This is a genomic window from Streptomyces sp. NPDC018045 (genome assembly GCF_044327445.1).
Lineage (GTDB): Bacteria > Actinomycetota > Actinomycetes > Streptomycetales > Streptomycetaceae > Streptomyces.
Map to the genome: position 1 here is coordinate 58694 of NZ_JBIRFL010000003.1, position 25894 is coordinate 84587.

The window sequence follows — 25894 nt, forward strand, 5'->3', positions numbered from 1 at the left end:
GCCGCGCCCGCGGCGGAGCCGTTGTCGGACACGGCAGAGCCCGTCAGGACCGCACTGCTCGGCCCGTATCCCCCTGGGATGCGGGCCGTTTGCGTGGGGGCGCGCCACGAGGGCAGGCCGCGCCCGCGGCGGAGCCGTTGTCGGACACGGCAGAGCCCGTCAGGACCGCACTGCTCGGCCCGTATCCCCCTGGGATGCGGGCCGTTTGCGTTGCCCTGGGTCTGGGGAGTGTGGACGGGAGCGGCGTCGTGCCCCGTGGCCCGTGGGTCCGGGTCGTACGGGCCCGGGCCGACGCGTGTATTGACCGGGGCTCGTACCACCGGTAATCACGAGGAAGGGCGCGGCGCCGGGAGGAGTGTGCGATGTCGACAGTCGCCAGGCACGAGACCAGGGCGCTGCTGCGGGCCCATCTGTCGGCCGCCACGGGCTATCGCCATCTGACCCGCCACTGCCCCGTCTGCGCCCGTCTCCTGCGGCTCGCCATGGAGCCCCGCAGCCGCGCCGCGGACGCCCCGGCCGCCGACTCCGCCGCCCAGGTGCCCGCCAGGCCCTCCAGGGAGCCTTCCGCGGCCTCTGACGCCGTGCCGGGCTCGGACCCGGCGTCCCGTGTGGCACCGTCGGACGCGGCCGGCGCGCCCGCCGCGGGGCATCCGGAGGCGGGCGGGGACCAAAGTCCCCCGGCCCGGTGACCAACGGCGCCTTCCCCATCAGCCCTTCGGTGGGAGGCTGTTGAGAGGGCGAGGGGGCGCGGGGGCCCTTTATCGCAGCGGCGCCGACGCCACAACCTTCCCGTGCTGTGACGGGTGTCACCGCCCCGGTTTCGGGAACCGGGAATCTTACGGTCGCCCTACACCCGGTCAATTTAATATGTGCAATTGCACCGCCCGCCCGGCAGCCCTTGGACTGGACCGGAGAACAGCGGGGACCCGCCCCCGCCGGCGCCCGCGGGCGGTGCCCAGACGGCCGGACCGGCCGCCCCGCCCGGGCTCGCGCGCACAAAAAAGATCGCGCTGGACCCGGCGGAGTCCAGCGCGATCGATGACGTACCCAGATGGTGCGGGTGTGGGGCCTGTTGGGGCAGGCTCCGCGTCGTATGGAGCTGTGTGGTGCTAGGTGGTGCTGAGCGGAGCCGGGTGGGGCTCCATGGGCCGAGGTCGGGTTGGGGGGCCCGAAAACAGCCCGGTCATGCGGTTGTTCAGCTTTCGCTGCGCTGCTGCGGAATGCCCGCGAGCAGAGCGCGAACCTCGGCTTCGCGGTAGCGCCGGTGTCCTCCGAGCGTGCGGATGGACGTGAGCTTGCCTGCCTTGGCCCAGCGGGTCACCGTCTTCGGGTCCACGCGGAACATCGTGGCGACCTCGGCGGGGGTAAGCAGCGGCTCGGCGTCAGGGGTGCGAGCGGTCATGAGCGGCCTCCTCGGGAGAACCGAACCATCACGGTTCTTTCCTCTAAATTCTGCACCTTGACCCGCGTTGCCCGAAATGGCGGACGCGGGCCGAGTCGGTTATAGGACGAACGGCTTGTCCTCGGCACTACAACTACACCATCTGTCCAGCCACGTCGGCCAAACCGATGGAATTGCCCTCTCAGGTGTTCAACCTCGGCGGAAGCCGATGGACCATGCCATAGCGGACAGTCACACCACCGTGACGATCAGTCACACGGTGATCAGCCGCCATCAGACCCACCAAGGAGCGCAATACCGAACTATCCGCCCTTAGTAGGACGGAAGGGGCCCTTGTCAGGCTCCTTGTCCTATTTTGGCACGAGGGTATGGCTTGGCCGCAAGGCCCGAAGTCAGTGCTTTAGGTCACGCTTGAGGCAATCGCCCGGATCGGGACCTACGTCCTACTGCTCCGTACCAGTAGTGTGCACGAGTTTCGACGGCCGCAGATCATTTTGTCGTTCCGCGAAGACGCCGACGACCGACCGTGGGCCCCGCGTTCCTCCCGAACCACCGGCTCAGCTCGCGAACTGACGCTCCCGCACCTCGCGCCACCGGTCCGACAGCTTCTCGTACGCCTCGCCGGCCCGGTCGCTGTCCCCCTCGCGCAGCGCCGCCAGCCCCGCCGCCACCTCGGCGGCCGACCGGTCCTCGGCGAGCTGCCCTTCGGGCACCGCGTGCACCAGCCCGCCGTAGTCCAGCTCCACCAGCGCCCGCGGATGGAACTCCTCCAGCCAGCGGCCCACGTCCACCAGGCCGTCGATCAGCGGCCCCTCCTCCAGGGAGTCGCGCAGCGTGCGCAGGCCCCGCGCCACCCGGCGCCGCGCCTGCACCATGGGCGTCCGATACCGCAGCACCGGGCCGTGCTCGCTCTTGGTGTACTCCCGCTCGCCGTCGCCGAAGAGCGCGAACCAGCGCACCGGTACGTGCCAGGTGGCGGTGCGGATCCAGGGCCGGGCGTCCGGATTGCGCTCCAGCCACTCCTCGTAGTCCGCGGCCGCCTGGCGCCGCACCACCGGGGGCAGCGCCGCGTCCAGCACGGGCGCCGGAAGCAGCTCGGCCAGCCCCTCCAGGGCCTGCCAGCCGCGCAGCCGCGTCCGCCAGGGGCAGACGCACGTCACGCCGTCCACGACCGTGACGAAGGCGTCGCTGCTCTCGTGGACCGGGACCGGTACGGGCGGGGTCGGCAGCAAATCGGCCAGGGATCGCCGAAGTTCGTCCTGAACCGTGGGGGTCTCCGCGCGCCGGGCATAGCGCGCCCAGTAGGAGCGCTCCGGTTCGGGGAACGCCGCGAGCGGCTCGTAGACCCGTAGATATGCCGCGTACGGGACCATCACCGACGACGCCAGGGCCACGCCCGCTCCTTTGTCTCCTACAACGTGACGTCCGCAGAACAACCGCAAAGAATGGCAAAGAGGTGCGAAGTGCCGGGAGTTGGCTCGCACCACCCGGCTCGGGATACGGCAAATCGTCCCACGTCCGTCCCTCAGGAGAGGGTGATCCTCCGCACTGCACCGATCAGCGTGCCTTCCAGGTCTTACTCTCTTCCCGACCGGCCCTCCCGCCCTCCCCCTGCCACAAGCAAAGGGAGCCGTCGGAGAGCGTCCTCCGCGACTTATGGGAGTCACCACCGTGACCGACGTACGTCCTTCCTCCTCCCCCGAGCACTCCTCGCAAGGGGCACCCCCGGCCGACGGGAGTGTCCTGCACACCCTGTTCCGCTCCGAGCAGGGTGGCCACGAGCAAGTGGTCCTCTGCCAGGACCGCGCCAGCGGCCTGCGGGCCGTCATCGCCATCCACGACACCGCCCTGGGCCCGGCCCTCGGCGGTACCCGCTTCCACGCGTACGCCTCGGAGGACGAGGCGGTGCTGGACGCCCTGAACCTCTCCCGTGGCATGTCGTACAAGAACGCCCTCGCCGGGCTCGACCACGGCGGCGGCAAGGCGGTGATCATCGGCGACCCCGACCTGATCAAGAGCGAAGAACTCCTGCTCGCCTACGGACGGTTCGTGGCGTCCCTCGGCGGCCGCTATGTGACCGCGTGCGATGTCGGTACCTACGTCGCGGACATGGATGTCGTCGCGCGGACGAACCGGTGGACCACCGGCCGCTCCCCCGAGAACGGCGGCGCCGGCGACTCCTCCGTACTGACCGCCTTCGGTGTCTTCCAGGGCATGCGCGCCTCGGCGCAGCACCTGTGGGGGGACCCGACGCTGCGCGGCCGCAAGGTCGGCATCGCGGGGGTCGGCAAGGTGGGCCACCACCTCGTCGAACATCTGCTCCAGGACGGCGCGGAGGTCGTGATCACGGATGTGCGGGCCGAATCGATCGAGCGCATCCGCAGTCGGCATCCGCAGGTCGGCGTGGCCCCGGACACCGGGTCGCTGATCCGTACGGCGGGTCTGGACGTGTACGCGCCGTGCGCGCTCGGTGGCGCGCTGAACGACGAGACCGTGCCGGCGCTCACCGCGAAGGTGGTCTGCGGCGCGGCCAACAACCAGCTCGCGCACCCCGGTGTCGAGAAGGACCTCTCCGACCGCGGCGTCCTCTACGCGCCGGACTACGTGGTGAACGCCGGTGGCGTCATCCAGGTGGCCGACGAGCTGCGCGGCTTCGACTTCGACCGCTGCAAGACCAAGGCGGCGAAGATCTTCGACACCACGCTGGCGATATTCGCTCGTGCGAAGGAGGACGGCATTCCGCCCGCCGCGGCGGCGGACCGGCTGGCCGAACAGCGCATGGCGGACGCCCGGCGGGCCTGATCTGCCCGGCGCCGCCGTTCCCGGTGGCGCCGACCCGGCCGGGACCGTCAAGTTCAGGCCAATTTTTCGGCCGGTCATGGCCGAGACCGCGACCGATTCCGCCCAACAAAGTCCGACAATGCTCGGGTCCGACCGAAGCCGATCGCGATCCGATCGCGCTCACGGAGGGTCCCGAGCGAGTCCCGTACACCCCCGCGGACGCCGTACCGGTGACGGACCGTGCCGGTCGCCGCCACCGGGCGTACGGAAAACCGCCCCCGGAGCGCTCGCGTAACGATCACCGAGCGCTCCGTAAGGGATCACGGGCGGTGAAGGAGACATCCCTCACCACCCGTCGGCGGGTCGCCCGGGCGGACAGGTTAAAATCGGAGCTGACCAGCGGGGACGGGGCGTCCTGCCGGTCGCGCCGAGCGGTCGGTGATGCGGGCGACGTACCGTATGGCCGCGGAAGCAGGTACCGTTGAAGCCCTACGGGCCGGTCTCTCTGTCGAGAGTCCGCTCTGAATCATGAACGCGTGTCAAGACTCTGGGGCCGTCGAGCCCCGTCGTTGAGGGGGTCGAGCCATGGGGCGCGGCCGGGCCAAGGCCAAGCAGACGAAGGTCGCCCGCCAGCTGAAGTACAACAGCGGTGGGACTGATCTCTCACGCCTGGCCGAAGAGCTGGGTGCATCGCCGCAACAGTCGGCACAGCAGCAGCCGCCGAACGGCGAGCCGTTCGAGGATGAAGAGGACGACGACCCGTACGCGCGGTACGCCGACCTTTACAACCGAGACGACGATGACGAGGACGAGGGCAACTCGTCCCAGCAGCGTCGTCGCGCCTGACGTACGACGTCTTAACTGTCGTGCGTGCACGGTGTGCACAGCATTTCCACGGACCCGGTCCGGGGTAGTCACCTCGGACCGGGTTCTGTGCTGCCCTGGGGGCGGCCGGCTCAGGCGGAGTAGTCACCGGTCAGGGTCACTGCCTCGGTGTGGTCGCCACGCTCGACGATCTCGCCGCTGACCCAGGCGTCCACGCCGCGGTCCGCGAGGGTGGCCAGCGCCACGTCCACCGACTCCTGCGGGACGACGGCCATCATGCCGACCCCCATGTTCAGGGTCTTCTCCAGTTCCAGCCGCTCGACGTCGCCGGCCTTGCCGACCAGGTCGAAGATCGCGCCCGGGGTCCAGGTGGACCGGTCGACCGTGGCGTGCAGGCCGTCCGGGATCACCCGGGCCAGGTTGTTGGCCAGGCCGCCGCCGGTGATGTGCGAGAAGGCGTGCACCTCGGCCGTTCGGGTCAGGGCCAGGCAGTCCAGCGAGTAGATCTTCGTCGGCTCCAGCAGTTCCTCGCCGAGCGTGCGGCCGAACTCCTCGACCCGCTGGTCCAGGGACATGCCGGCGCGGTCGAACAGCACGTGGCGGACGAGTGAGTACCCGTTCGAGTGAAGACCGGAGGACTCCATCGCGATGACGGCGTCGCCCGTACGGATACGATCCGCGCCCAGCACCCGGTCCGCCTCGACGACACCCGTACCGGCGCCCGCGACGTCGAAGTCGTCTGCCCCGAGCAGCCCCGGGTGTTCCGCGGTCTCGCCGCCGACCAGCGCGCAGCCGGCCAGCACACAGCCCTCGGCGATGCCCTTGACGATCGCCGCGACCCGCTCCGGGTAGACCTTGCCGACGCAGATGTAGTCGGTCATGAACAGCGGTTCGGCACCGCAGACCACCAGGTCGTCGACGACCATGCCGACCAGGTCGTGGCCGATGGTGTCGTACACGCCCATCCGGCGGGCGATGTCGACCTTGGTGCCGACGCCGTCGGTGGCCGACGCGAGCAGCGGCCGCTCGTAGCGCTTGAGGGCCGAGGCGTCGAAGAGGCCGGCGAACCCGCCGAGGCCGCCGACGACCTCGGGGCGGGTGGCCTTCTTGACCCACTGCTTCATCAGGTCGACGGCGCGGTCGCCCGCTTCGATGTCCACGCCCGCGCTTGCGTAGCTGGCGCTGGTGCCCGCGTGCTGGGCAGGCTCAAAAGACTCGGCAGACATGGCGTTGAGATCTTTCCTGTCGGTGGGTACGAGCTCTACGGGCGGCGCAGCGCGTCGGCGCCGCCGACCCCGGCCGTCAGCGTCTCGACGCCGTCCAGGTCCGGCTTGGCCTGGCCCGCGGTCTCCGCCTCCAGGAGGTGCTTGCCCAGCAGCTCCGGGTCGGGGAGATCGACCGGGTACTGGCCGTCGAAGCAGGCGCGGCACAGGTCCGGCTTGGCGATCGTCGTCGACTCGATCATGCCGTCGATCGAGATGTACGCCAGCGAGTCGGCGCCCAGCGACGTACCGATCTCGTCCACGGTCAGACCGTTGGCGATCAGCTCGGCGCGGGTGGCGAAGTCGATGCCGTAGAAGCACGGCCACTTGATCGGCGGCGAGGAGATCCGGATGTGGACCTCGGCGGCGCCGGCCTCCCGGAGCATCCGGACCAGGGCGCGCTGGGTGTTGCCGCGGACGATCGAGTCGTCGACGACCACCAGGCGCTTGCCGCGGATGACTTCCTTGAGCGGGTTGAGCTTGAGGCGGATACCGAGCTGGCGGATGGTCTGCGAGGGCTGGATGAAGGTCCGGCCGACGTAGGAGTTCTTGACCAGGCCGACGCCGTACGGGATGCCGCTGGCCTCGGCGTAGCCGACCGCGGCCGGCGTGCCGGACTCCGGGGTCGCTATGACGAGGTCGGCGTCGGCGGGGGCCTCGGCGGCCAGCTTGCGGCCCATCTCCACCCGGGAGAGGTACACGTTGCGGCCCGCGATGTCGGTGTCGGGGCGGGCCAGATAGACGTACTCGAAGACGCAGCCCTTGGGCTTGGTCTCGGCGAAGCGGGAGCTGCGCAGCCCGTTCTCGTCGACGGCGATCAGCTCGCCCGGCTCGATCTCGCGGATGAAGCTGGCGCCGCAGATGTCCAGGGCGGCCGTCTCGGAGGCCACCACCCAGCCGCGCTCAAGGCGGCCGAGGACCAGCGGGCGGATGCCCTGCGGGTCACGGGCCGCGTACAGGGTGTGCTCGTCCATGAAGCACAGCGAGAAGGCGCCCATGACCTTGGGCAGGACGCGCGGCGCGGCCTCCTCGACGGTCAGCGGCTTGCCGTCCTCGTCGACCTGGCCGGCCAGCAGGGCCGTCACGAGGTCGGTGTCGTTGGTCGCCGCCACCTGGGTCGCGCGGCCGCCCTCACGGGGCAGCGCGGCGACCATCTCGGCGAGTTCGGCGGTGTTGACCAGGTTGCCGTTGTGCCCCAGGGCGATCGAGCCGTGCGCGGTCGCGCGGAACGTCGGCTGGGCGTTCTCCCACACCGAGGCCCCGGTGGTGGAGTAGCGGGCGTGGCCCACGGCGATATGGCCCTGGAGGGAGCCGAGGGATGTCTCGTCGAAGACCTGGGAAACCAGGCCCATGTCCTTGAACACGAGGATTTGGGAGCCGTTGCTCACTGCGATGCCCGCGGACTCCTGACCGCGGTGCTGCAGGGCATACAGCCCGAAATAGGTGAGTTTGGCGACCTCTTCACCCGGAGCCCAGACACCGAAGACGCCGCATGCGTCCTGGGGGCCCTTCTCGCCGGGGAGCAGGTCGTGGCTGAGTCGTCCGTCACCACGTGGCACAGCACCGAGTCTAGGGCAGGTCCGCGATTCATCCGAACCGGGGATCGAACCGGGGCCGGGTCCGGGGCGCCTGGCCCAGGTGGCCGAGTGCCTGCCGTGAGCCCCGACTCACGGACGGGATGCCGAGGGAGCGGCCGGGTCACCACGGATTCCGGTACGCGGTTCCCTGCTTGTTCCCCGGGCTGTCTCGGTGCTGCCGGGGGTGTCGTACGGGGTACCGCAGGGGGCGCCGACCGGATTGGAGTGAGATGCGCCACACCGCTGTTGAGGGTGGTGTTCCGGTGGCTGCTTCTGGTGCTTTCAGGGGCTTTTGGAGCGATCTGGCGCTGCTTCTTTCCGCGTTTCCGTGGTGCGTCGTCGGGGGTGTGCGGGCGCCGTTATCGGGGTGCGCGCGGGCGCCGTTCCTTCACCTCGAAGGTCACCACGGACGTCGCCGTGGACGTCGCCACGGACGTCGCCTGGAAGGTCACCCGGATGGCCGTATTTCGTGTCGTGTTCAACCACTGGTTCCGCTTCCTCCTTGCCGTCCTCGGTGTCCGGTTCATCCCGGGGAGTAGAGCCTTTACGAAGGCAACCTCGCTGGGGGTTCTCGGGCTGATCAGGAAGGGGGTGGGGCCGGGGTCCGGCCCGGGGGCGGGTTCCGGCGGGGGCGGGTCCCGGCGGAGGCCAGGGACCCGGCTGCGGTCCGGGTCCGGCGAAGACCCGGACCCGGCGGAGGTCGGAGCCCCGCCGCCGTTGCGGTGTTCAGCCCATGAGGGGCAGGTAGGGGGCGAGGTCGGCCCGTTCGCCGCTGGCGCTCACGGCGGCCTCGTCGACCGCGTCGGGCCAGGCCGTACGGCCGGTGGCCAGGCGGAGCCAGGTCAGCGGGTCGGTCTCGACGACGTTGGGCGGGGTGCCCCTGGTGTGCCGGGGGCCCTCGACGCACTGGACGACGGCGAACGGCGGCACCCGGACCTCGACGGAGCCGCCGGGCGCCTTGGCGGCGAGCGCGTCGGCGAGCAGCCGGGTGGCGGTGGCCAGGGCATGGCGGTCGAACGGGATCTCCAGACCGGTCGCGGCGATCAGATCGTCGGTGTGCACGACCAGTTCGACACAGCGGGCCACCAGGAAGTCGTCCAGGCGCATCGCCCCGATACGGACCGCCAGCAGCCGGTCGTCGGGAGCCACCGGGACGGCCTCGGCGTACCGCGCCGCGGCGAGGTCCAGGAGGTCGGCCGGTTCGCCGCCGGCCGCCGTGTCGCGGGCGTTCTCGTCGACCTTCGCGGCCAGTGCTCGGCTCGCGAACGGCCAGGTGGCGAGGGTGACTTCCGGGGCGGGCGGCGCGGGCCGGCCGAGTGCCGCGGGGACCTGCTCCACCGCCATGGCCAGGTGGGCGACCAACTCGCGGACCGTCCAGTCACCCAGGCGGGTGGGCAGCGCGAACTGCTCGGGAGCCAGGCGCCGTACGGCGGAGCGTACGTGTCCGAACTGTGCGATGACGGCGGCGCGGGTCTTGGCGGAGTCGTAACTGCGGGCGCGGGACCGGCCGGACGGCTTACGGGCACTTGGCATGGCGTCGAGGCTACTCGGCGGGGCGCGTCGCGTAGCCCCCGAGCCCTCGCTCCACCAGGCCGAAGGCCCGGTGGGCGGCGGCGACCGCGTCGGGATACACCGCGTCGGCGGCCTCTCCGGCCAGCAGCCTGCGGTGGTTCTCGTTGATCAGCGCGTTGCGGGCGGCCATGAGCTGGCCCGCGGCGACCTGGGCGTCCATCCGGTCGCCGCCGGACTCCCGCTCCAGCACCTCGGCGAGCTGCTGGAGGCCGTGCAGCCGGTTGGCGTACGCGCGAAGCAGCAGGGCCGGCGTCTCCACGATCAGCCGGCGGATGCTGAGCACCTCCTCCTTGTCGCACAGGCCGACGGAGGGGTCCCGCAGTTCCAGCATCTCGACGAACTGTCGGCAGACGGCCGCGACCGCGGACTCGCCCCGCCCGCGGGTGTTGACGGCCTGGGCCACGTCGCCGGCGTGGTGCTCCATCGGCTTGAGGACCAAGTCCTCCTTGGAGCCGTAGTAGTTGAAGACGGTCATCTTGGAGACCTCGGCCGCGGCGGCGATCTCCTGGACGGAGACCTTCTCGAAGCCGCGCTCCAGGAAGAGTTCGACGGCGGTCCGCCAGACGCGCCGTTCCGTCTGCAGTTTCTTGCGCTCGCGCAGTCCCAGCTCCTCGGCCATGGCACCACTGTACCAGGGCAAAAAATAATACCGGCTTAAATATTGACTCGGTCCATGCTTTGCGGGCATGGTGCTGCCATGAACGCTTCCACCGCTCCGTCGCCGACCGTCTCCGACCACACCGCCACCGGCGGCGCCGGGCCCGGCGCATCAGGTCCCTCCGTCGGCAGACCGGGCGCCGACGGGCCGGATGCCGACGGGCCGGGCGGCATGACATCGGCCCAGCGCAAGGCCGGGTTCGCCGTCTGCCTCGCGACGATGCTGCTCGCCGTCCTCGACCAGAACATCGTCTCGGCCGTGACGGTCCCGATCGTCCGCGAGCTGGACCCGCTGCACGGCGTCGACCGCATCCCGTGGCTCATCAGCGCGTTCTCGCTCGCCGCCACCGCCGCGCTGCCGCTGTACGGCAAGCTCTGCGACGCTTTCGGCGCGAAGCGGGTCTTCCTCGGGGCCGTCGCCACCTTCCTGCTCGGCTCGGTGCTGTGCGGGGCCGCGCAGGACATGGACCAGTTGATCGCCTTCCGCGCGGTGCAGGGCCTGGGCGGTGGCGGGCTGATGAGCGTCACCATGGTCGTGATAGCCCGGCTCAAGGGGCCGGGGACGCGCGGAGCGGGCAAGGGCGCCGGGGTGGGCGGGCTGGTCGCGGGGGCCGGCATGGCCCTGGGGCCGGTCGTCGGCGGCCTCCTCGCCGAGCACGCCGACTGGCGCTGGATCTTCTACGTCAACCTGCCGGTCGGCCTCGTCGTGCTCGTCACGTCCGCACTCGTCCTCAAGCTGCCCCGGCACGGCGAGCGGCGGCGCATCGACTTTCTCGGGGCGGCCCTGGCCGCCGCGTTCTCCACGGCACTGCTGCTGGTGACGGAGTGGGGCGGCCGGGACCACTCCTGGGGCTCCCCCGTGATCCTCGGCCTGGCAGGCGGGGCCGTGGCGCTGCTCGCCCTGTTCCTGTGGCGGCAGGCCACCGCCGCCGAACCACTGCTCCCGCTGTCGATGTTCCGTATCCGTACGCTGCGCTCCGCCTTCGCCGTCCAGGGTCTGGTCGGCGTGGCCCTGATGGGCTCGCTGGTCTACGTCATGATCTACCTCCAGTTGGTGCGGGGCATCGAGCCGACCTCGGCGAGCCTGTTCATGATTCCGGTGGCGCTCGGCATGGCCGGCGCGGGCCTGGTGACGGGCCGGCTCGGCGCCCGCGGCTGGTCGGGGAAAGCCTCCGTGATCAGCGGTACGGCCTGCGCCACCGTGGCCACGCTCCTGCTCGCGACGAACGGCACGGACACCGGCCTGTGGACCGTACGGGCCGAACTCCTCCTGCTCGGCGCCGGTTTCGGCCAGACGCTCGGCCAGTTGATCGTGCTCGTCCAGGGAGCCGCACCGCGCCACCAGCTCGGGGTGGCGACGACGGCGGTCCGCTTCTTCCAGACCCTGGGCAGCTCACTGGGCGCGGCCCTCTTCGGAACGGTGCTGGCCCGTGTCTACGCCGACCGCGGCCCCGGCGGCTCCACCAGCGCCATACCGGCCCTGAAGGGCGAGGCCCACACCCGCGCGGTGGACGCCTTCAGCTCCTCCATATCCGTGGTCTTCCTCTGCTCCACGGCCGTGCTGGTGCTGGCGCTGCTCCTGGCCCTGCGCATACGAGGGGATGCCGCCGCGGCCGAGGGCTCAGGCGAGGTGGCGGCCACAACCGGGAAGACCACCGTCAGCGGCTGAACCGCAGACCGACGGCAACGTCCGCGACACGCCGCCCGGGCCGGCGGATCGACCGCACCGATCCTCTGGCGCCCCGGCACGCGGGCCCCGGCTCGGCAGGCCGGCGGCCCGGCGGCCCAGCAGGCCAACCGCCCCCACACCCCAGACGGCCCCGGAACCACGACAGCCCGCCCCCGGAAAGAATCCGGAAAGGGCGGGCCGCCGGGCGGGCAGGGGCGTGACGGGTGGTGTCCTCGGGTCGGGTCAGGCGAACAGGGACGGGAGGGTGGCCTCGTGCGCTGTGCGGAGGTCGCTCAGCGGGAGGGTGAACTGCCCCTGGACGTCGATCGTGTCACCGTCGACGACACCGATGCGGGTGGCCGGGAGGCCGCGCGCACCGCACATGTCGGTGAAGCGCAGCTCCTCGCTGCGCGGGACCGCGACGATCGCGCGGCCCGCCGACTCCGAGAAGAGGAGGACGAAGGGGTCCAGCCCGTCGGGGACGACGATCCGGGCGCCCTTGCCGCCACGCAGGCACGACTCGACGAGGGCCTGGATCAGGCCGCCGTCGGACAGGTCGTGCGCCGCGTCGACCATGCCGTCGCGGGAGGCCGAGATGAGGATCTCGCCGAGCAGCTTCTCGCGGCCCAGGTCCACCCGCGGCGGCAGGCCGCCCAGGTGGTCGTGGACGACCTGGGACCAGGCCGAGCCGCCGAACTCGTCCTTGGTGTCACCGAGGAGGTAGATGAGGTGGCCCTCGTCGGCGAAGGCGACCGGCGTGCGACGGCTGACGTCGTCGATGACGCCGAGCACCGCGACCACGGGGGTCGGGTGGATGGCGGCCTCGCCGGTCTGGTTGTAGAGCGAGACGTTGCCGCCGGTGACCGGCGTACCGAGTTCCAGGCAGCCGTCGGCGAGACCGCGCACGGCCTCGGAGAACTGCCACATGACCGCCGGATCCTCGGGCGAGCCGAAGTTCAGGCAGTCGGAGATCGCCAGCGGCTTGGCGCCGGTGGCCGCGACGTTGCGGTAGGACTCGGCCAGCGCCAACTGCGCGCCGTGGTACGGGTCGAGCTTGGCGTAGCGGCCGTTGCCGTCGGTGGCGATGGCCACGCCCAGCCCGGTTTCCTCGTCGATACGGATCATGCCGGCGTCCTCCGGCTGGGCCAGCACGGTGCCGCCCTGCACGAAGTGGTCGTACTGGCTGGTGATCCAGCTCTTGGACGCCTGGTTGGGCGAGGCGACCAGCTTCAGGACCTGCTCGCGCAGCGCCTCGCCGGTCTGCGGCCGCGGCAGTTGGCCCGCGTCGTCGGCCTGCAGCTCGTCCTGCCACGCGGGGCGCGCGTACGGCCGCTCGTAGACCGGGCCTTCGTGGGCGACGGTCTTCGGGTCGACGTCGACGATCTTCTCGCCGTGCCAGAAGATCTCCAGCCGGTCGCCGTCGGTGACCTCGCCGATGACGGTGGCGGTGACGTCCCACTTCTCGCAGATCGCCAGGAACCGCTCGACCTTCTCCGGCTCGACGACCGCGCACATGCGCTCCTGCGACTCGCTCATGAGGATTTCCTCGGGCGAGAGCGTCGAGTCGCGCAGCGGTACGTCGTCCAGTTCCACGCGCATGCCGCCGGAGCCGTTGGAGGCCAGCTCGCTGGTGGCGCAGGACAGCCCGGCCGCGCCGAGGTCCTGGATGCCGACGACGAGCTTCTCGGCGAACGCCTCCAGGGTGCACTCGATGAGCAGCTTCTCCTGGAACGGGTCGCCGACCTGGACGGCGGGGCGCTTGGACGGCTTCGCGTCGTCGAAGGTCTCGGAGGCCAGGATGGAGGCGCCGCCGATGCCGTCACCGCCGGTCCGGGCGCCGTAGAGGATGACCTTGTTGCCGGCGCCGGACGCCTTGGCGAGGTGGATGTCCTCGTGCCGCATCACGCCGATGGCACCGGCGTTGACCAGCGGGTTGCCCTGGTAGCAGGAGTCGAAGACGACCTCCCCGCCGATGTTGGGCAGGCCCAGGCAGTTGCCGTAGCCGCCGATGCCAGCGACGACGCCCGGCAGGACGCGCTTGGTGTCGGGGTGGTCGGCGGCGCCGAAGCGCAGCGGGTCCACGACGGCGACCGGGCGGGCGCCCATGGCGATGATGTCGCGGACGATGCCGCCGACGCCGGTGGCGGCGCCCTGGTAGGGCTCGACGTAGGACGGGTGGTTGTGCGACTCGACCTTGAAGGTGACCGCATAGCCCTGGCCCACGTCGACGACGCCCGCGTTCTCACCGATGCCGACGAGCATCGCGTCGTTCTCGGGGACCTTCTGGCCGAACTGCTTCAGGTGGACCTTGCTGCTCTTGTACGAGCAGTGCTCGGACCACATGACGGAGTACATGGCGAGTTCGGCGCCGGTGGGGCGGCGGCCGAGGATCTCGCGGACGCGCTCGTACTCGTCCTGCTTCAGGCCCAGTTCGGCCCACGGCTGGTCGGTGTCCGGCGTCTCGGCTGCGTGCTTGACCGTGTCGAGCGTCATGCGGTGACCAATTTCTTCAGGATCGAGGTGAAGAACCCGAGGCCGTCCGTACGGCCGGTGCCGATCAGCGGCTCGACGGCGTGCTCGGGGTGCGGCATGAGGCCGACGACGTTGCCCGCCTCGTTGGTGACGCCGGCGATGTCGCGCAGCGAACCGTTGGGGTTGCCGTAGCCGTCGGCGGTGTCGCCCCCGGTCAGGTAGCGGAAGGCGACCCGGCCCTCGGCCTCCAGCATGTCGAGGGTGCGCTCGTCGGCGACGTACCGGCCGTCGATGTTCTTCAGCGGTACGGAGATCTCCTGGCCGGCGGTGTAGTCGGCGGTCCAGGCGGTGTCCGCGTTCTCCACCCGCAGCTTCTGGTCGCGGCAGATGAAGTGCAGGCTGTCGTTGCGCAGCATGGCGCCGGGCAGCAGGTGCGTTTCGGTCAGAACCTGGAAGCCGTTGCAGATGCCCAGGACCGGCAGGCCGCCCTTGGCCTGTTCGATCACGGTCTCCATGACCGGCGAGAAGCGGGAGATGGCGCCGGCCCGCAGGTAGTCGCCGTAGGAGAAGCCGCCGGGCAGCACCACGGCGTCGACCTGCTTGAGGTCCTTGTCGCGGTGCCACAGCGGCACCGCCTCGGCCCCGGCGAGCCGGATGGCGCGCTGGGTGTCACGGTCGTCGAGCGTGCCGGGGAAGGTCACGACTCCGATGCGCGTGTTTCCGCGGCCCGAAGGGCCTCCGCTCGCGGCGGTGGTGGGCGACGGGTGGGTCATGATCCGGCCCGGTCCTCGACGTGGACGGTGAAGTCCTCGATGACGGTGTTGGCGAGGAAGGTCTCGGCCATCTCGCGGATCCGGGCGAGGGCGGCGTCGTCGACCGGACCCTCCACCTCAAGTTCGAAACGCTTGCCCTGACGGACGTCGCCGATCCCCTCGAATCCCAGGCGTGGCAGTGCGCGCTGCACCGCCTGGCCCTGCGGGTCGAGGATCTCCGGCTTGAGCATGACGTCGACTACGACGCGTGCCACTGGCACTCCCGATGGTGTGGTGCGTAAGGCGGTGCCATCACAGTACCGTGTTCGAAAATCTACGCGCATAGATATCGTGACGGCGCAGTCACCGTACGACGCCGGGCGCGGTAAGCGGTGGGGAAAATCTCAGAAAAGACCTAGGGTCCGCATTGCGGAAGGACACGCTGAGGAAATTAACTGGGCTTCACCATGCAATGCCCGCCGCTGTACAAATGAAAATGCATTGATCCCAATCAGCCGGATCTGCAGCATCCCCCCATGTCACGGCGGGGTTGCTGCTCGAAAGGACCGATATCCGTGGCGCAGCGCGTAGTAGTCACGCTCTCCGATGACATCGAAGGCGGAGAAGCCGCAGAGACGGTCACCTTCGGTTTGGACGGGAAGTGGTACGAGATCGACCTCAATCCCGCCAATGCGAAGAAACTGCGCGGCACCCTCGCCCCGTTCGTGGAGGCCGGCCGCAAGCGGTCGAAGTCCGGCAAGGCGTACCACCACACCTCCGTGACGCCGGACCCCGCCGCCGTGCGCGCCTGGGCCCGTTCCCACCGCATGGACGTGCCCCCGCGCGGCCGGATCCCGAAGAAGGTCTACGAGGCTTTCGACGCCGCCAACAACTGACCCGGGCCCGCCGCCGGGCCGCCGCCGCACCCGCCCTCCTCCTCGCCCGTCTCCGTCCGGCCGCCGGTCCGCGGCCGGACGGAGACGGGTACGGCTCCCCGACGACAGGCGGGCGACGGTCAGGGGAGGGCGGTCCGGCGGTGCCCCGACGGCGGCCGGGCGACGGCCGGTTTCGGCTGTCCCGCAGCGGAGTTGCGCGGCACCCCTGTTGATCAGCTAGAGTCTGGAGCACGCCGAGGGGCGAGGCCGAAAGGCCGGATCCCGAGGAGTCACGCGGGTGTAGCTCAGTAGTAGAGCGCCCTCTTTCCAAGAGGGAGGCGCAGTGTGCGATCCCTGTCACCCGCTCTGACAGCATCAACCGGTCCCTACGGGCCGATTGATGGTGGTCATGCGGGTGTAGCTCAGTAGTAGAGCGCCCCCTTTCCAAGGGGGAGGCGCAGTGTGCAATCCCTGTCACCCGCTCCGGCAGTACCGACCACTCCGGTGGATCAGGTAGAGTAGCTGTCGCGCCGCCCGGTGAAAGCCGGTCGGATGCGTGCGGACGTAGCTCAGTTGGTAGAGCGCAACCTTGCCAAGGTTGAGGTCGCGAGTTCGAGCCTCGTCGTCCGCTCAGGAAAAAGGCCCCGGTCATCGCCACCGGGGCCTTTTGTCTGTACCCACCGCGGCCCCGGGCGGCTTTCGGGCCGCATCCCGGGCCCGGCCCGCCCGCACTCCACACGCTTCTCCCTCCCCTTCTGACATTTGTCATCTGCGGTGATGACAAGCCGCACTGCCCGGGGCCGGGTTCCGCCGGGAGCCTTGAAGCATGAACATCGGGGACACGACCGAGCGCGTGATAGACGTCACGGGCCTGCGCAGGCGGTACGGGCCGTCCGGGGGCGGCCGGCAGAACAAGAAGGGCGGCACGTCCTTCGAGGCGGTGCGGGGCATCGACTTCTCCGTCCACCGCGGCGAGCTGTTCGCCCTGCTGGGGACGAACGGAGCTGGTAAGACCTCCACCCTGGAGCTCCTGGAGGGACTGGCCGCACCGACCGGCGGCACGGTGCGGGTGCTGGGCCACAACCCGTACACGGAGCGGGCGAAGGTCCGGCCGCGCGTCGGCGCGATGCTCCAGGAAGGCGGCTTTCCCGCGGAGTTGACCGTGGAGGAGACCGTACGGATGTGGGCCGGCGCCACCACCGGCTCCCGGCCGGTCGGCGAGGCGCTGGCCACCGTCGGCATGACCCAGCGCAAGGACGTACGGGTCAAGCAGCTCTCCGGCGGTGAGCGGCGACGGCTGGACCTGGCCACGGCGACGCTGGGACGGCCCGAGGTGCTCTTCCTCGACGAGCCGACCACCGGCCTGGACACCGAAGCCCGCCGCGCGACCTGGGAGTTGATCCGCGAGCTGCGGGCGGGCGGCACGACGGTCGTGCTGACCACCCACTACCTGGAAGAGGCCGAGGAGCTGGCCGACCGTCTCGCGATCATGCATCGGGGCCGGATCGCGACGGCCGGGACCGTCGCGGACGTGGTGGCCACCCACCCCGCACAGATCTCCTTCGAACTGCCCCCGGGCCGCACGGCGGACGACCTGCCGCCGCTGCCGTCGCTGGGCGTCGAAGGGCACGAGACGGTGGGCCGGACCCTGCGGCTGCGGACGTCCGACCTGCAACGGGCCGCGACCGGCGTACTGCTATGGGCGCGCGACGAGGGGATCGAGCTGCGAGGGCTGGACGCCCGCTCGGCATCGCTGGAAGAGGCGTTCCTGCGGATCGCCAAGGGTTTGGAGGACAAGTGAGCGCCACCGACGTCAAGGCCGTCGAGGAACGGCCCGGGGCAGGGGCCGCGACGGCCGCCCGCAAGGGCTCACGGGAGCGGCTGGCCGCGTTGTTCCGCGCGGAGCTGACCCTGCTGGGCCGTAACAAGACCGCCCTGTTCATGACGCTGCTGATGCCGCTGATCATGGCCTTCGCCATGCGGCAGGCGGTCTCCCAGATGCCGTTGCAGGACAACGGCCTGTCGGTCGGCACGGTGCTGCTGCCGGGGACCATCGGCTTCGTCCTGCTCTTCGCGGTGTACTCGTCCGTCACCGGGTCGCTGGTGACGCGGCGCGAGGAGCTGGTGCTCAAGCGGCTGCGCTGCGGTGAGCTGACGGACCGGGAGATCCTGGCCGGGACGGCGCTTCCGGCGGTGCTCCTCGGCCTGGCGCAGTGCGCCCTGCTGGCGGCCCTCGGCGGACTCGTCCTGCACGCGGGCGTCCCCAAGGCCCCGCACCTGGTCGTGCTGGGTGTGCTGCTCGGCATGGTGATCTCGGTGGCGATGGCCGCCGCCTCCACGGCCGTCACCAAGAGCGCCGAGGCGGCCCAGCTCACCACGATGCCGTTCGTCTTCGTCTCGATGGGCGGCTCCGGGATGATCGTGCCGCTGGACGTGCTGCCCGACAAGGTCGCCGCTGTCCTGGAGCTGCTGCCGCTGTCGCCGGTGATGGGGCTGGTCCGGGACGGCTGGCTCGCCGAAGGTGACCTCACCGAAACGCTGAAGCGGCTGGTCATCGCGTTGGCCTGGGCCGGTCTCGCGGTGTTTGCTGTACGTCGGTGGTTCCGCTGGGAGCCACGGCACTGACGATGTACGGCATCGATGACGACGGGGGTGCGGGACCGGTGTTCCACGGGCAACTGCGCAGGTTGCGGGGGCGCGGCCGGGTCGCGCAGGTCCATCTGTGGGCGCGGTGGACGCTGTATGTCACACCGTGGCTGCTGTTCATCGGCTGGCTCGCGGCGTCCCTGCTCGCCGCGGCGGCCGACGCGCACCGGCTGCCGGCGCTGCTCGTGGCGGCCGTGGTGCTGGGGCTGGTGCAGTGCGGTGTCTACATACCCGGCGTCCGGCGCGGACTCTCGCACTACGTGTACGGCACCCCCGCACCATGGCGGCTGATCGCCGTGTCAGGGGTGCTGGCGGCCGGGTCGGTGACCCTGCTGACGGTGCTCGCCACCAGCATGCCGATGCGTGTGTCGGTCTACGGCACGGCGATGCTGTTCCCCGCCCTGCCCGTCGGGTGCCTCCTCTCCCTGGTGATCAAGAAGCGTCGGCAGGCGTTGGTATGGACCGTGGCCGCGGCGGTCACCATGGGGGCGATGGCCCTCGCGGGCGTCCCGCTGAAGTTCGCGTGGGCGCTGCCGCCCGCCTTCGTCTTCTCCGCGGCCTTCGCCGCGCTGGCGTGCCGGAGCTGGGGCTGGATCCTCGCCGCGATGCGTGAGCTGGACGAGGCCAAGGGCGCCCAGGCGCGGCTGGCCGTGACCGAGGAGCGGCTGCGGTTCGCGCGGGACATGCACGACGTGGTCGGCCGGAACCTGGCCGTCATCGCGCTCAAGAGCGAACTGGCGGAACGGCTCGCGCGCAAGGGGCGCCCGGAGGCCGCCGACCAGATGGCGGAGGTGCAGCAGATGGCCCAGGACTCCCAGCGGGAGGTACGGGACGTGGTGCGCGCCTACCGGGAGGCCGACCTCGGGGTGGAGCTGGCGGGGGCGCAGGCCGTGCTCCGGGCGGCCGGGGTGGAGTGCCTCATCGACCAGGAGGACAGTTCCGGCGTGCCGCAGCAGGTGCAGTCGGTGCTGGCCTGGGTCGTGCGGGAGGGCACCACCAACGTGCTGCGGCACGCCGACGCGGCCACCTGCTGGCTGGCGCTGCGGGTGACGGCCGACGGCACGGCCGGGGGCGGCCGGCCGGCCACGGCGGCCCGGGCGGGCTCGGCGGTGGTGTTCACGATGGAGAACGACGGCGTGCGGGAGAAGGCCGTGCACGGCGGTGGCGGGAGCGGCATCGCCGGACTGCGGGAACGGCTCGCCGCCCTCGGCGGCACCCTGGCCGTCGGCCCCCGGCCGGGCGGGCGTTTCTGGCTGCGGGCCCACGTACCGCTGGAGAAGGATCGGGCGGCGGGGTACGGGCCGGAGGCCGCCGCGGACGGGCAGCCGGCCGGGGCGCAGCGGTCTGCGTGAGGACGAGCCGTGCGGGGCGGGTGTCGGGCGCCGGGGCGCCACCGGCCGCAGGGACAGAGCGACGTGAGGGAAGCGGAGACCATGACGGAGGCGCAGCGGGCGAAGGAGCCGGGGGCGGCCGGGGAGCCGGAGCACGCGCGAAGGCCGGAGGACGGCGCGGCGGGGCCGCCGCCACTGCGGGTGCTGCTCGCCGACGACGAGCATCTGATCCGGGGGGCGCTGGCGGCGCTGCTGGCGCTGGAGGACGATCTCCAGGTGGTGGCGGAGGCCGCTTCGGGGCCGGAGGCGCTGGCGATGGCGCTGGCCCATCGTCCCGACATCGCCGTACTGGATCTTCAGATGCCGGGACTGGACGGTGTGGCGGTGGCCACATCCCTGCGCAGCCGGCTGCCCGGCTGCCGGACCATGATCGTGACCAGTCATGGGCGTCCCGGCCACCTGAAGCGGGCCCTGGAGGCGGGGGTGAAGGGGTTCGTCCCGAAGACCGTCTCGGCCCAGCGGCTGGCCGAGATCATCCGCACGGTGCACGCCGGAAACCGTTACGTGGACCCGGAGTTGGCGGCCGACGCGATCAGCGCCGGGGACTCGCCGCTGACCGTACGGGAGGCGGAGGTGCTGGAGTACGCGGAGAACGGCGCGCCCATCGCGGAGATCGCGGAGCGGGCCGCGCTGTCGCCGGGAACGGTGCGCAACTACCTCTCCTCGGCCGCCGCGAAACTCTGCGCGGAGAACCGGCACGCGGCGGCGCGCATCGCCCGCGCCCGAGGTTGGCTATAGTGGAGCCCGCACCGCGCCGCTGAGCGCGGGCAGGCGGACGTAGCTCAGTTGGTAGAGCGCAACCTTGCCAAGGTTGAGGTCGCGAGTTCGAGCCTCGTCGTCCGCTCAGGGAAAAGGCCCCGGTCATCGCGACCGGGGCCTTTCTGCGTTACGGGGCACCAGGGCTTTTCCGCAGTACGGGCACGGGCCGGGGCGGACCGGCCGGGGCGGAACCACTGCCCCGTACCGGCCCGGCGTCACTGCCCGCCCGGCGTCACGACCAGGCCAGCCCGGTGAGCCGCTCGTACGCCTCGATGTACTTGGCGCGGGTGCGCTCGACCGTCTCCTGGGGCAGCGGCGGGGGCGGCTGCTCGCTCCCGCGGTCCCAGCCGGAGGCCGGCGAGGTGAGCCAGTCGCGGACGAACTGCTTGTCGAAGGAGGGCTGCGGCCGGCCCGGCTGCCACACGTCGGCGGGCCAGAAGCGGGAGGAGTCCGGGGTGAGCACCTCGTCCGCCAGCGTCAGCCGGCGCTCTTGGTCGAAGCCGAACTCGAACTTGGTGTCCGCCAGGACGATGCCGCGTTCGCGGGCGATGTCGCGGGCGCGCCCGTACACGGCGAGGGTGTTCTGCCGGAGCTGGGCGGCGACCTCGGCACCGACCTGGCGGGCGACCTCCTCGTACGGGACGTTCTCGTCGTGCTCGCCGACGGCGGCCTTGGTGGCGGGGGTGAAGATCGGGCCGGGCAGCTCCGAGCCGTCGGCCAGCCCCTCCGGCAGCGCCAGCCCGCAGACCGTGCGGGTCTGCTCGTACTCGGCGAGGCCGGAGCCCGTGAGATAGCCGCGGGCGACGCACTCGACGGGGACCATCGCGAGGGACGTGCAGACCGTCGTCCGGCCTTCCCAGTCCGCCGGGGCGCCGGGCGGCAGCTCCGTGGACAGGACATGGTTGGGGACGAGGTCGGCGAGCTGGTCGAACCACCACAGCGAGAGCTGGGTCAGCACCCGCCCCTTGTCCGGAATCTCGGTGGGCAGCACCCAGTCGTAGGCGGAGATACGGTCGCTGGCGACCATGACCAGGTCGCCGTCGGCGTTCTGGTAGAGGTCGCGCACCTTGCCGGTGTGGAGGTGGGTGAGCCCCGCTACCTCCACGGCCTCGGGCTTTTCTACAAAACCGGACACGCTGCCTCCGCGTAGGTTGATCCAGGCCCCTCGGCCCGATTCTCCCGTATGCGGGGCGGGAACGACGTCGCAGGGTCCGGTCAGGTCCGGTCGCGGCGCGCCGCGCGGCCGACCGCGCCCAGGGTGAGCAAGGCCAGCACGGCGGCGGCCGCGAGGATGACCGGCGGTGCCACCAGCGCGCTGAGCAGGGTGACCCCGTACGGGGCGAAGAACCCGAGGTAGGCGAGGGTCCAGAAGCGGGCGGTGAGGCGGGCCAGCCGGTGGGGCGGCGCCAGGACGGCGACCTCGGTCAGCCCGTACGCCACGCACAGCCCGTAACCCCCGCCGAGGACCATCGCGGCGATCAGCGCCACGGCGGGCCGGCCGGCCGCGACGGCGACGGCGGCGACGAGCAGGCCGAGCGCGATCGCCGCCAGTCCGGCCGCGGCGGTGGCGAGACGGTGCCGGGCGGCGAGGCGACGGGCGAGGGGCGCCACGAGGAGCCCGGCGCCGGGGGTCACGGCGGTGGCGATGCCCGCGTACACGGTCTGCCAGCCGTCCAGACGGGCGCCGACGAGCCCGGGGAGGGTCACGAAGGCGATGGTGGGGGCGGCGAACACCCAGGGGGCCACCGGGGCGACCAGCCGCCGGAAGGGCGCGCCGGGCGGCCGGGAGGCCGCACCGGACCGGCCGGAGGCAGCACCGGACGGCCGGGGGGCGACGGGACGCGCCGCTTCCCAACCCGCGCGGTCCGCCTCGCCGGTGGCCCCGCGGTGCGCGGCCCCGCCCCGGCCCGTCTCCGGTGCCCGGGCGGCCGCCACCGCGGCCGCCGCCGAGAGCACCAGGTGCGGGACGTACGCGGTGACCATCGGGAGCGGTGCCCACTGGGCGATCAGCGCGGCGGCCAGCCCGCCGGAGGCGAAGCCCGCGGAGAGGAAGAGCCCGGAGCGGCGGGCCGCCGTACCGGGTGCGGTGGCCGGGTCGTACGGCGCGGAGGAGAGTTCCTTGATCCAGACGCTGCCCGCGGTGAGCAGGGCACCCGCGCCGAGGCCGGTCAGGAAGCGGCCGGGCCACAGCAGCCAGGCGGCGGCCGGGCCCGCCATCAGCAGGCACGTCGCCACGGCGGCGGTGGCGAGCGCGGTGAAGACGACGGGGCGGCGGCCGCACCGGTCGGCCAGCGGGCCGCCCAGCAGCAGCCCGGGGATCAGGCCGAGGACGTACACCGCGAAGAGGGCGGTGGTGGTGGCCGTGGTCAGGCCCAGGTCGTCGCGGTAGGCCGCGAGGAGGGCGGAGAACTGGTTGGCGCTCCAGCCGGAGGCCGTCATCATCCAGCCGGCGCGCAGCCAGTGGCGGGGCGCGCGGCGGGCCGCGGTGGGCGGGAAGGCGAGGGCGCCGGGCCCGCCGGCGGGCGGCGGGGCATGGGAAACGGTGCGGGTGTCGGCTGGGGACGTGCTCATGAGAGCCGTTGTACGAGGCCGGAGGCGCGCGGCGCCGCCCCCGTTCAGGAATCGTGAACGGCCCCCGGGGTCGGTCGCCCGTTCGTTTTATCGTGGCGGGTATGGACCTGCGACGGCTGTCTTCCTTCCTGGCGGTGGTCGAGGAAGAACACTTCGGGCGGGCCGCGTCGCGCCTCTTCCTGTCGCCGGCCGCGGTCACCCAGCACGTACAGCAACTGGAGCGCGAACTCGGCACCCGGCTGCTGGACCGCGGCAACGGCCCCGTACGGACGACCGCCGCCGGACAGCGGCTGGTCTCCCACGCCCGTACGCTGCTGGCCGCCGCGAACGCCGCCGTGGAGGACGTGACCGAGGCCGCGCGGCGCACCTCGGCGGCGTCGTCCCTGACGGCGCGCGGGTTGCGGGTGGGGGTGATGGGGCACGGCTCGTCCGAGGTCACGCCGGCGGCCGTCAACGCCTTCCGGCGGGCGCGCCCGGAGGTCCCGCTGAAGCTGGTCGAGCTGAACTTCACGGAGCACTGCAGCGCGCTGCGCGAGGACCGGGTGGACGTGGCGTTCGTACGGCCCGCGATCGAGGCCGAGGGCATCGAGGTGGACGTCCTGACCACCGAGCAGCGGATCGTCGCGGTGCCGGCCGCCTCGCGGCTCGCGGACGCGGCGGCGACCGGCGTCCGGGTCGCGGACGTCATCGACCTGCCGTTCCTGAAGCTGCCCCGGCACACGCCGCGGCCGTTCACCGACTACCTGTACTTCGACGCGGGCGAGCGCCGCGCCCCGGACTGCGCGCTGACCCCGCACGACGTGCTGACGAGCGTGGCGGCGGGCCGTGGCGCGGGCTCCGGGCTGAAGTCCTTCGCGCGCTATTACCCGTGGCCCGGAACGGTGTACGTGCCGGTGCTGGACGCGCCGTGCGCGCACAGCGTGCTCGCGACGCGGGCGGGCGACCCCAATCCCGAGACCCGGATCTTCCGGGCCCTGACGGTGGCGCTGGCGCGGGAGCTGGGGGTGTTCGCGGCGCGGTAGCCGGGGCGTTCGCGGCGCGGTGGTGGGGTGGCGTTCGCCGCGCGGTGGTGGCGGGCTGCGGTCGGCGGGTGGTGGACAATGGCGGGCCGTTGGCGGACGGCGGCGGACCGTGGGCGGACGCGGGCCGCCGGCCCGGATCAGTCGCGCTTGCAGATGCGGTCGAGCAGGTTGGCCGTGGCGCGCTGGACACGCTCGTCGACGTGGCCGGGGCGGTCCAGCGCCGGTGACCAGGCGAAGGTGCCGGACGCGAAGACCAGCGCGCCGCTGAGGGCGCGGTACAGCGAGGTCTCCTGGTGGCGGCGCGCGCCCTCGCTGTCCTCGTACGGGGAGTGCGCCAGCAGGATGCGGTGGCTGTGCTCGGGCAGGGGCGTGCGGGGGAAGTATCGGTCCGCCTCGCCCGCGACGAGGCCCGGCAGTTCGTCGCCCTCGTGGGCGCCGGTCGCCTCCCACATCCAGTGGTCGGCGTTGCGGACCACCAGGGGGGCGGGCTCCGGCACCCGGCCCGCGTACTGGATGCCCATCAGGTGCTGTTCCGGGTCTCCGGCCTCGCGCCAGAGGGCGGGCCGTCCGGGGCCCTGGCGTTTTCGGCAGCTCAGCAACGAGTCCGGGCCGGCGGGCGAGGGGGCCAGGTCGACCTGCCAGTACATGGTGTTGGCGGACAGGAAGACGAGTGAGGTGCCGCTGTCGCGGGCCAGTTCGGCGGTCCGGCGCATGGGCTGGGACCAGTACTCGTCGTGGCCGGGGAAGACCAGGCCGCGGTAGCGGGACGGGTCGACCAGCCCGGCGTGCAGGTCGCGGGCGTCGGCGTAGGCGAGGTCGTAGCCGTAGCGCTCGGCCCAGCGGATGAAGTCGTAGGCGTGGCCCACGTGCAGGGGCAGGCCGGCGCCCGCGTACGGACGGTCGAAGGAGACGGTGGTGGCGGCGTCCGCCTCGCCGAGCAGCGCGCCGTCCGCGTCCCAGGCGTGGTACAGGCTGGCGCCGGTGCGGCCGTCCTCCGGGTAGAGGTTGTAGGCCTGCCAGGTGATGTCGGGCAGGAGCAGCAGGAGGTCGGCGGGGTGGGCGTCGCGGACCGTGAAGGGGACGTGGCTGCGGTGGCCGTCGGCGGTGGTCAGGACGGCGACGTACGCGCCGAGCTTCCAGTACGCGGGGACCTGGAGGCGCCAGGACAGCCACCAGTGGTGGCAGGAGACCGTGCGGTCGGCAGCGAGCGGCGCGGGCTGCACGATGCCGGCCAGCCGGGGGCTGGTGGTGATCTTGGCGGCGCCGGTGCCCGCGTAGTGGCCGATGCGGTAGATGTCGATGCTGAAGGGCTGCGGCGGATCGACCGACACGCGGAAGTCGATGGCCTCGCCGGGGGCGACCGCGCCGGTGCTCACGAAGCCCTTGATCTGCTGCCGTACGTCGTCGGCCGTCCGCGGGCCGGCGCTGGAGCGGGGGGAGGGCAGGCGCTTCTCGCCGGGGGCCACCGCCGGGTCGACGTACCAGGGGACCACCTGACCGGAGTCGAAGTAGTTCTCACTGCCGCGCAGCCAGGGCAGCGGGCCCTGTCCGAACGGGTCCGTGACCGCGTGCGCAAGTGCTCCCGACTCCCAGCGCCGGATCTGCTCCGTCCCCACCTCGTACTCCCCTCCCTGCGTCCCCCCGCCGACTGAGCAGGCCGC

The 25894-nt window shown here is 71.9% G+C and carries 22 protein-coding genes and 4 tRNA genes; 14 read left to right on the plus strand and 12 right to left on the minus strand.

Going from position 1 to position 25894, the window contains the following annotated elements; all coding sequences use genetic code 11:
* Positions 1-362: 362 nt before the first annotated feature.
* Positions 363-689: a DUF6274 family protein gene (locus ACH4EB_RS07835; RefSeq protein WP_398346508.1), complete on the plus strand. Its 327-nt coding sequence runs from the start codon at positions 363-365 to the stop codon at positions 687-689.
* Positions 690-1195: 506 nt separating this feature from the next.
* Here the strand turns inward: ACH4EB_RS07835 and bldC are convergent.
* Together bldC and ACH4EB_RS07845 are read right to left on the minus strand one after the other, a co-directional pair.
* Complete coding sequence (bldC, locus tag ACH4EB_RS07840; protein ID WP_003980577.1) at positions 1196-1402, minus strand: developmental transcriptional regulator BldC; 207 nt, start codon at positions 1400-1402, stop codon at positions 1196-1198.
* A 557-nt stretch (positions 1403-1959) separates the two neighbouring features.
* Positions 1960-2796: a hypothetical protein gene (locus tag ACH4EB_RS07845; protein ID WP_398346509.1), complete on the minus strand. Its 837-nt coding sequence runs from the start codon at positions 2794-2796 to the stop codon at positions 1960-1962.
* 262 nt (positions 2797-3058) lie between these two features.
* Here ACH4EB_RS07845 and ACH4EB_RS07850 point away from each other — a divergent pair, with 262 nt between their 5' ends.
* Together ACH4EB_RS07850 and ACH4EB_RS07855 are read left to right on the plus strand one after the other, a co-directional pair.
* On the plus strand, positions 3059-4204 hold the full coding sequence (locus ACH4EB_RS07850; protein WP_398346510.1) for a Leu/Phe/Val dehydrogenase: 1146 nt from the start codon (positions 3059-3061) through the stop codon (positions 4202-4204).
* Positions 4205-4768: 564 nt separating this feature from the next.
* A complete protein-coding gene (locus ACH4EB_RS07855; RefSeq protein ID WP_398346511.1) occupies positions 4769-5029 on the plus strand; it encodes a DUF3073 domain-containing protein in 261 nt (86 codons plus the stop codon).
* 110 nt (positions 5030-5139) lie between these two features.
* Here ACH4EB_RS07855 and purM read toward each other — a convergent pair whose 3' ends face one another.
* From purM to ACH4EB_RS07875, 4 genes are all read right to left on the minus strand, one after another.
* Positions 5140-6234 (minus strand): phosphoribosylformylglycinamidine cyclo-ligase, encoded by a 1095-nt coding sequence (gene purM / locus ACH4EB_RS07860; RefSeq protein ID WP_398346512.1) that lies wholly within the window; start codon positions 6232-6234, stop codon positions 5140-5142.
* Positions 6235-6269: 35 nt separating this feature from the next.
* Positions 6270-7829 carry an amidophosphoribosyltransferase gene (gene purF, locus ACH4EB_RS07865; RefSeq protein WP_398346513.1) on the minus strand — a complete coding sequence of 520 codons (1560 nt, stop codon included), beginning with the start codon at positions 7827-7829 and terminating at the stop codon, positions 6270-6272.
* Between the two features lie 744 nt (positions 7830-8573).
* Positions 8574-9380, minus strand: a complete 807-nt coding sequence (locus tag ACH4EB_RS07870; RefSeq protein ID WP_398346514.1) for a sterol carrier family protein — start codon at positions 9378-9380, stop codon at positions 8574-8576.
* Positions 9381-9390: 10 nt separating this feature from the next.
* Complete coding sequence (locus ACH4EB_RS07875) at positions 9391-10038, minus strand: TetR/AcrR family transcriptional regulator (RefSeq protein WP_398346515.1); 648 nt, start codon at positions 10036-10038, stop codon at positions 9391-9393.
* 78 nt (positions 10039-10116) lie between these two features.
* On the opposite strand from ACH4EB_RS07875, the gene ACH4EB_RS07880 reads away from it, so the two are divergent.
* Entirely contained in the window at positions 10117-11745 is a 1629-nt protein-coding gene (locus tag ACH4EB_RS07880; RefSeq protein WP_398346516.1) for an MFS transporter, read from the plus strand.
* 243 nt (positions 11746-11988) lie between these two features.
* On the opposite strand, the gene purL is transcribed toward ACH4EB_RS07880, so the two are convergent.
* Genes purL through purS form a run of 3 tightly spaced genes read right to left on the minus strand, consistent with a single transcriptional unit; the run spans position 11989 to position 15244 of the window.
* Positions 11989-14238 carry a phosphoribosylformylglycinamidine synthase subunit PurL gene (gene purL / locus ACH4EB_RS07885; RefSeq protein ID WP_398346517.1) on the minus strand — a complete coding sequence of 750 codons (2250 nt, stop codon included), beginning with the start codon at positions 14236-14238 and terminating at the stop codon, positions 11989-11991.
* Positions 14235-14990: a phosphoribosylformylglycinamidine synthase subunit PurQ gene (gene purQ / locus ACH4EB_RS07890; protein ID WP_398346518.1), complete on the minus strand. Its 756-nt coding sequence runs from the start codon at positions 14988-14990 to the stop codon at positions 14235-14237. Before purQ ends, purL begins: the two co-directional genes overlap by 4 nt.
* Positions 14987-15244, minus strand: a complete 258-nt coding sequence (gene purS, locus ACH4EB_RS07895; protein ID WP_398346519.1) for a phosphoribosylformylglycinamidine synthase subunit PurS — start codon at positions 15242-15244, stop codon at positions 14987-14989. The genes purQ and purS overlap by 4 nt, the downstream gene beginning before the upstream one ends.
* 300 nt (positions 15245-15544) lie before the next feature.
* On the opposite strand from purS, the gene ACH4EB_RS07900 reads away from it, so the two are divergent.
* The 9 genes from ACH4EB_RS07900 (at position 15545) to ACH4EB_RS07940 (ending at position 20725) form a co-directional block, all read left to right on the plus strand.
* Entirely contained in the window at positions 15545-15865 is a 321-nt protein-coding gene (locus ACH4EB_RS07900) for an Lsr2 family protein (RefSeq protein WP_398346521.1), read from the plus strand.
* Positions 15866-16138: 273 nt separating this feature from the next.
* Positions 16139-16210 (plus strand) — tRNA-Gly (locus ACH4EB_RS07905).
* Between the two features lie 45 nt (positions 16211-16255).
* Positions 16256-16327: transfer RNA gene (locus ACH4EB_RS07910), tRNA-Gly, on the plus strand.
* Positions 16328-16402: 75 nt separating this feature from the next.
* A tRNA-Gly gene (locus tag ACH4EB_RS07915) sits at positions 16403-16475 on the plus strand.
* 195 nt (positions 16476-16670) lie between these two features.
* Positions 16671-17645: an ABC transporter ATP-binding protein gene (locus ACH4EB_RS07920; protein WP_398346522.1), complete on the plus strand. Its 975-nt coding sequence runs from the start codon at positions 16671-16673 to the stop codon at positions 17643-17645.
* Entirely contained in the window at positions 17642-18469 is an 828-nt protein-coding gene (locus tag ACH4EB_RS07925) for an ABC transporter permease (protein ID WP_398346523.1), read from the plus strand. Before ACH4EB_RS07920 ends, ACH4EB_RS07925 begins: the two co-directional genes overlap by 4 nt.
* Positions 18442-19842 carry a sensor histidine kinase gene (locus ACH4EB_RS07930; protein WP_398346524.1) on the plus strand — a complete coding sequence of 467 codons (1401 nt, stop codon included), beginning with the start codon at positions 18442-18444 and terminating at the stop codon, positions 19840-19842. The genes ACH4EB_RS07925 and ACH4EB_RS07930 overlap by 28 nt, the downstream gene beginning before the upstream one ends.
* Before the next feature lie 81 nt (positions 19843-19923).
* The gene (locus ACH4EB_RS07935; protein ID WP_398346525.1) at positions 19924-20619 is read left to right on the plus strand and encodes a DNA-binding response regulator; all 696 of its coding nucleotides are present in this window, start codon (positions 19924-19926) and stop codon (positions 20617-20619) included.
* Between the two features lie 33 nt (positions 20620-20652).
* Positions 20653-20725, plus strand: a tRNA-Gly gene (locus ACH4EB_RS07940).
* Between the two features lie 147 nt (positions 20726-20872).
* Here the strand turns inward: ACH4EB_RS07940 and ACH4EB_RS07945 are convergent.
* Together ACH4EB_RS07945 and ACH4EB_RS07950 are read right to left on the minus strand one after the other, a co-directional pair.
* Positions 20873-21775 (minus strand): phosphoribosylaminoimidazolesuccinocarboxamide synthase, encoded by a 903-nt coding sequence (locus ACH4EB_RS07945; RefSeq protein WP_398346526.1) that lies wholly within the window; start codon positions 21773-21775, stop codon positions 20873-20875.
* Between the two features lie 80 nt (positions 21776-21855).
* On the minus strand, positions 21856-23211 hold the full coding sequence (locus ACH4EB_RS07950) for an MFS transporter (RefSeq protein ID WP_398346527.1): 1356 nt from the start codon (positions 23209-23211) through the stop codon (positions 21856-21858).
* 101 nt (positions 23212-23312) lie between these two features.
* Between ACH4EB_RS07950 and ACH4EB_RS07955 the strand changes: the two genes are divergently transcribed.
* Positions 23313-24233, plus strand: coding sequence for a LysR substrate-binding domain-containing protein (locus ACH4EB_RS07955; RefSeq protein ID WP_398346528.1), 921 nt, complete (start codon positions 23313-23315; stop codon positions 24231-24233).
* Positions 24234-24370: 137 nt separating this feature from the next.
* Here ACH4EB_RS07955 and ACH4EB_RS07960 read toward each other — a convergent pair whose 3' ends face one another.
* Positions 24371-25849, minus strand: coding sequence for a N,N-dimethylformamidase beta subunit family domain-containing protein (locus tag ACH4EB_RS07960; protein ID WP_398346529.1), 1479 nt, complete (start codon positions 25847-25849; stop codon positions 24371-24373).
* Positions 25850-25894: the final 45 nt, after the last annotated feature.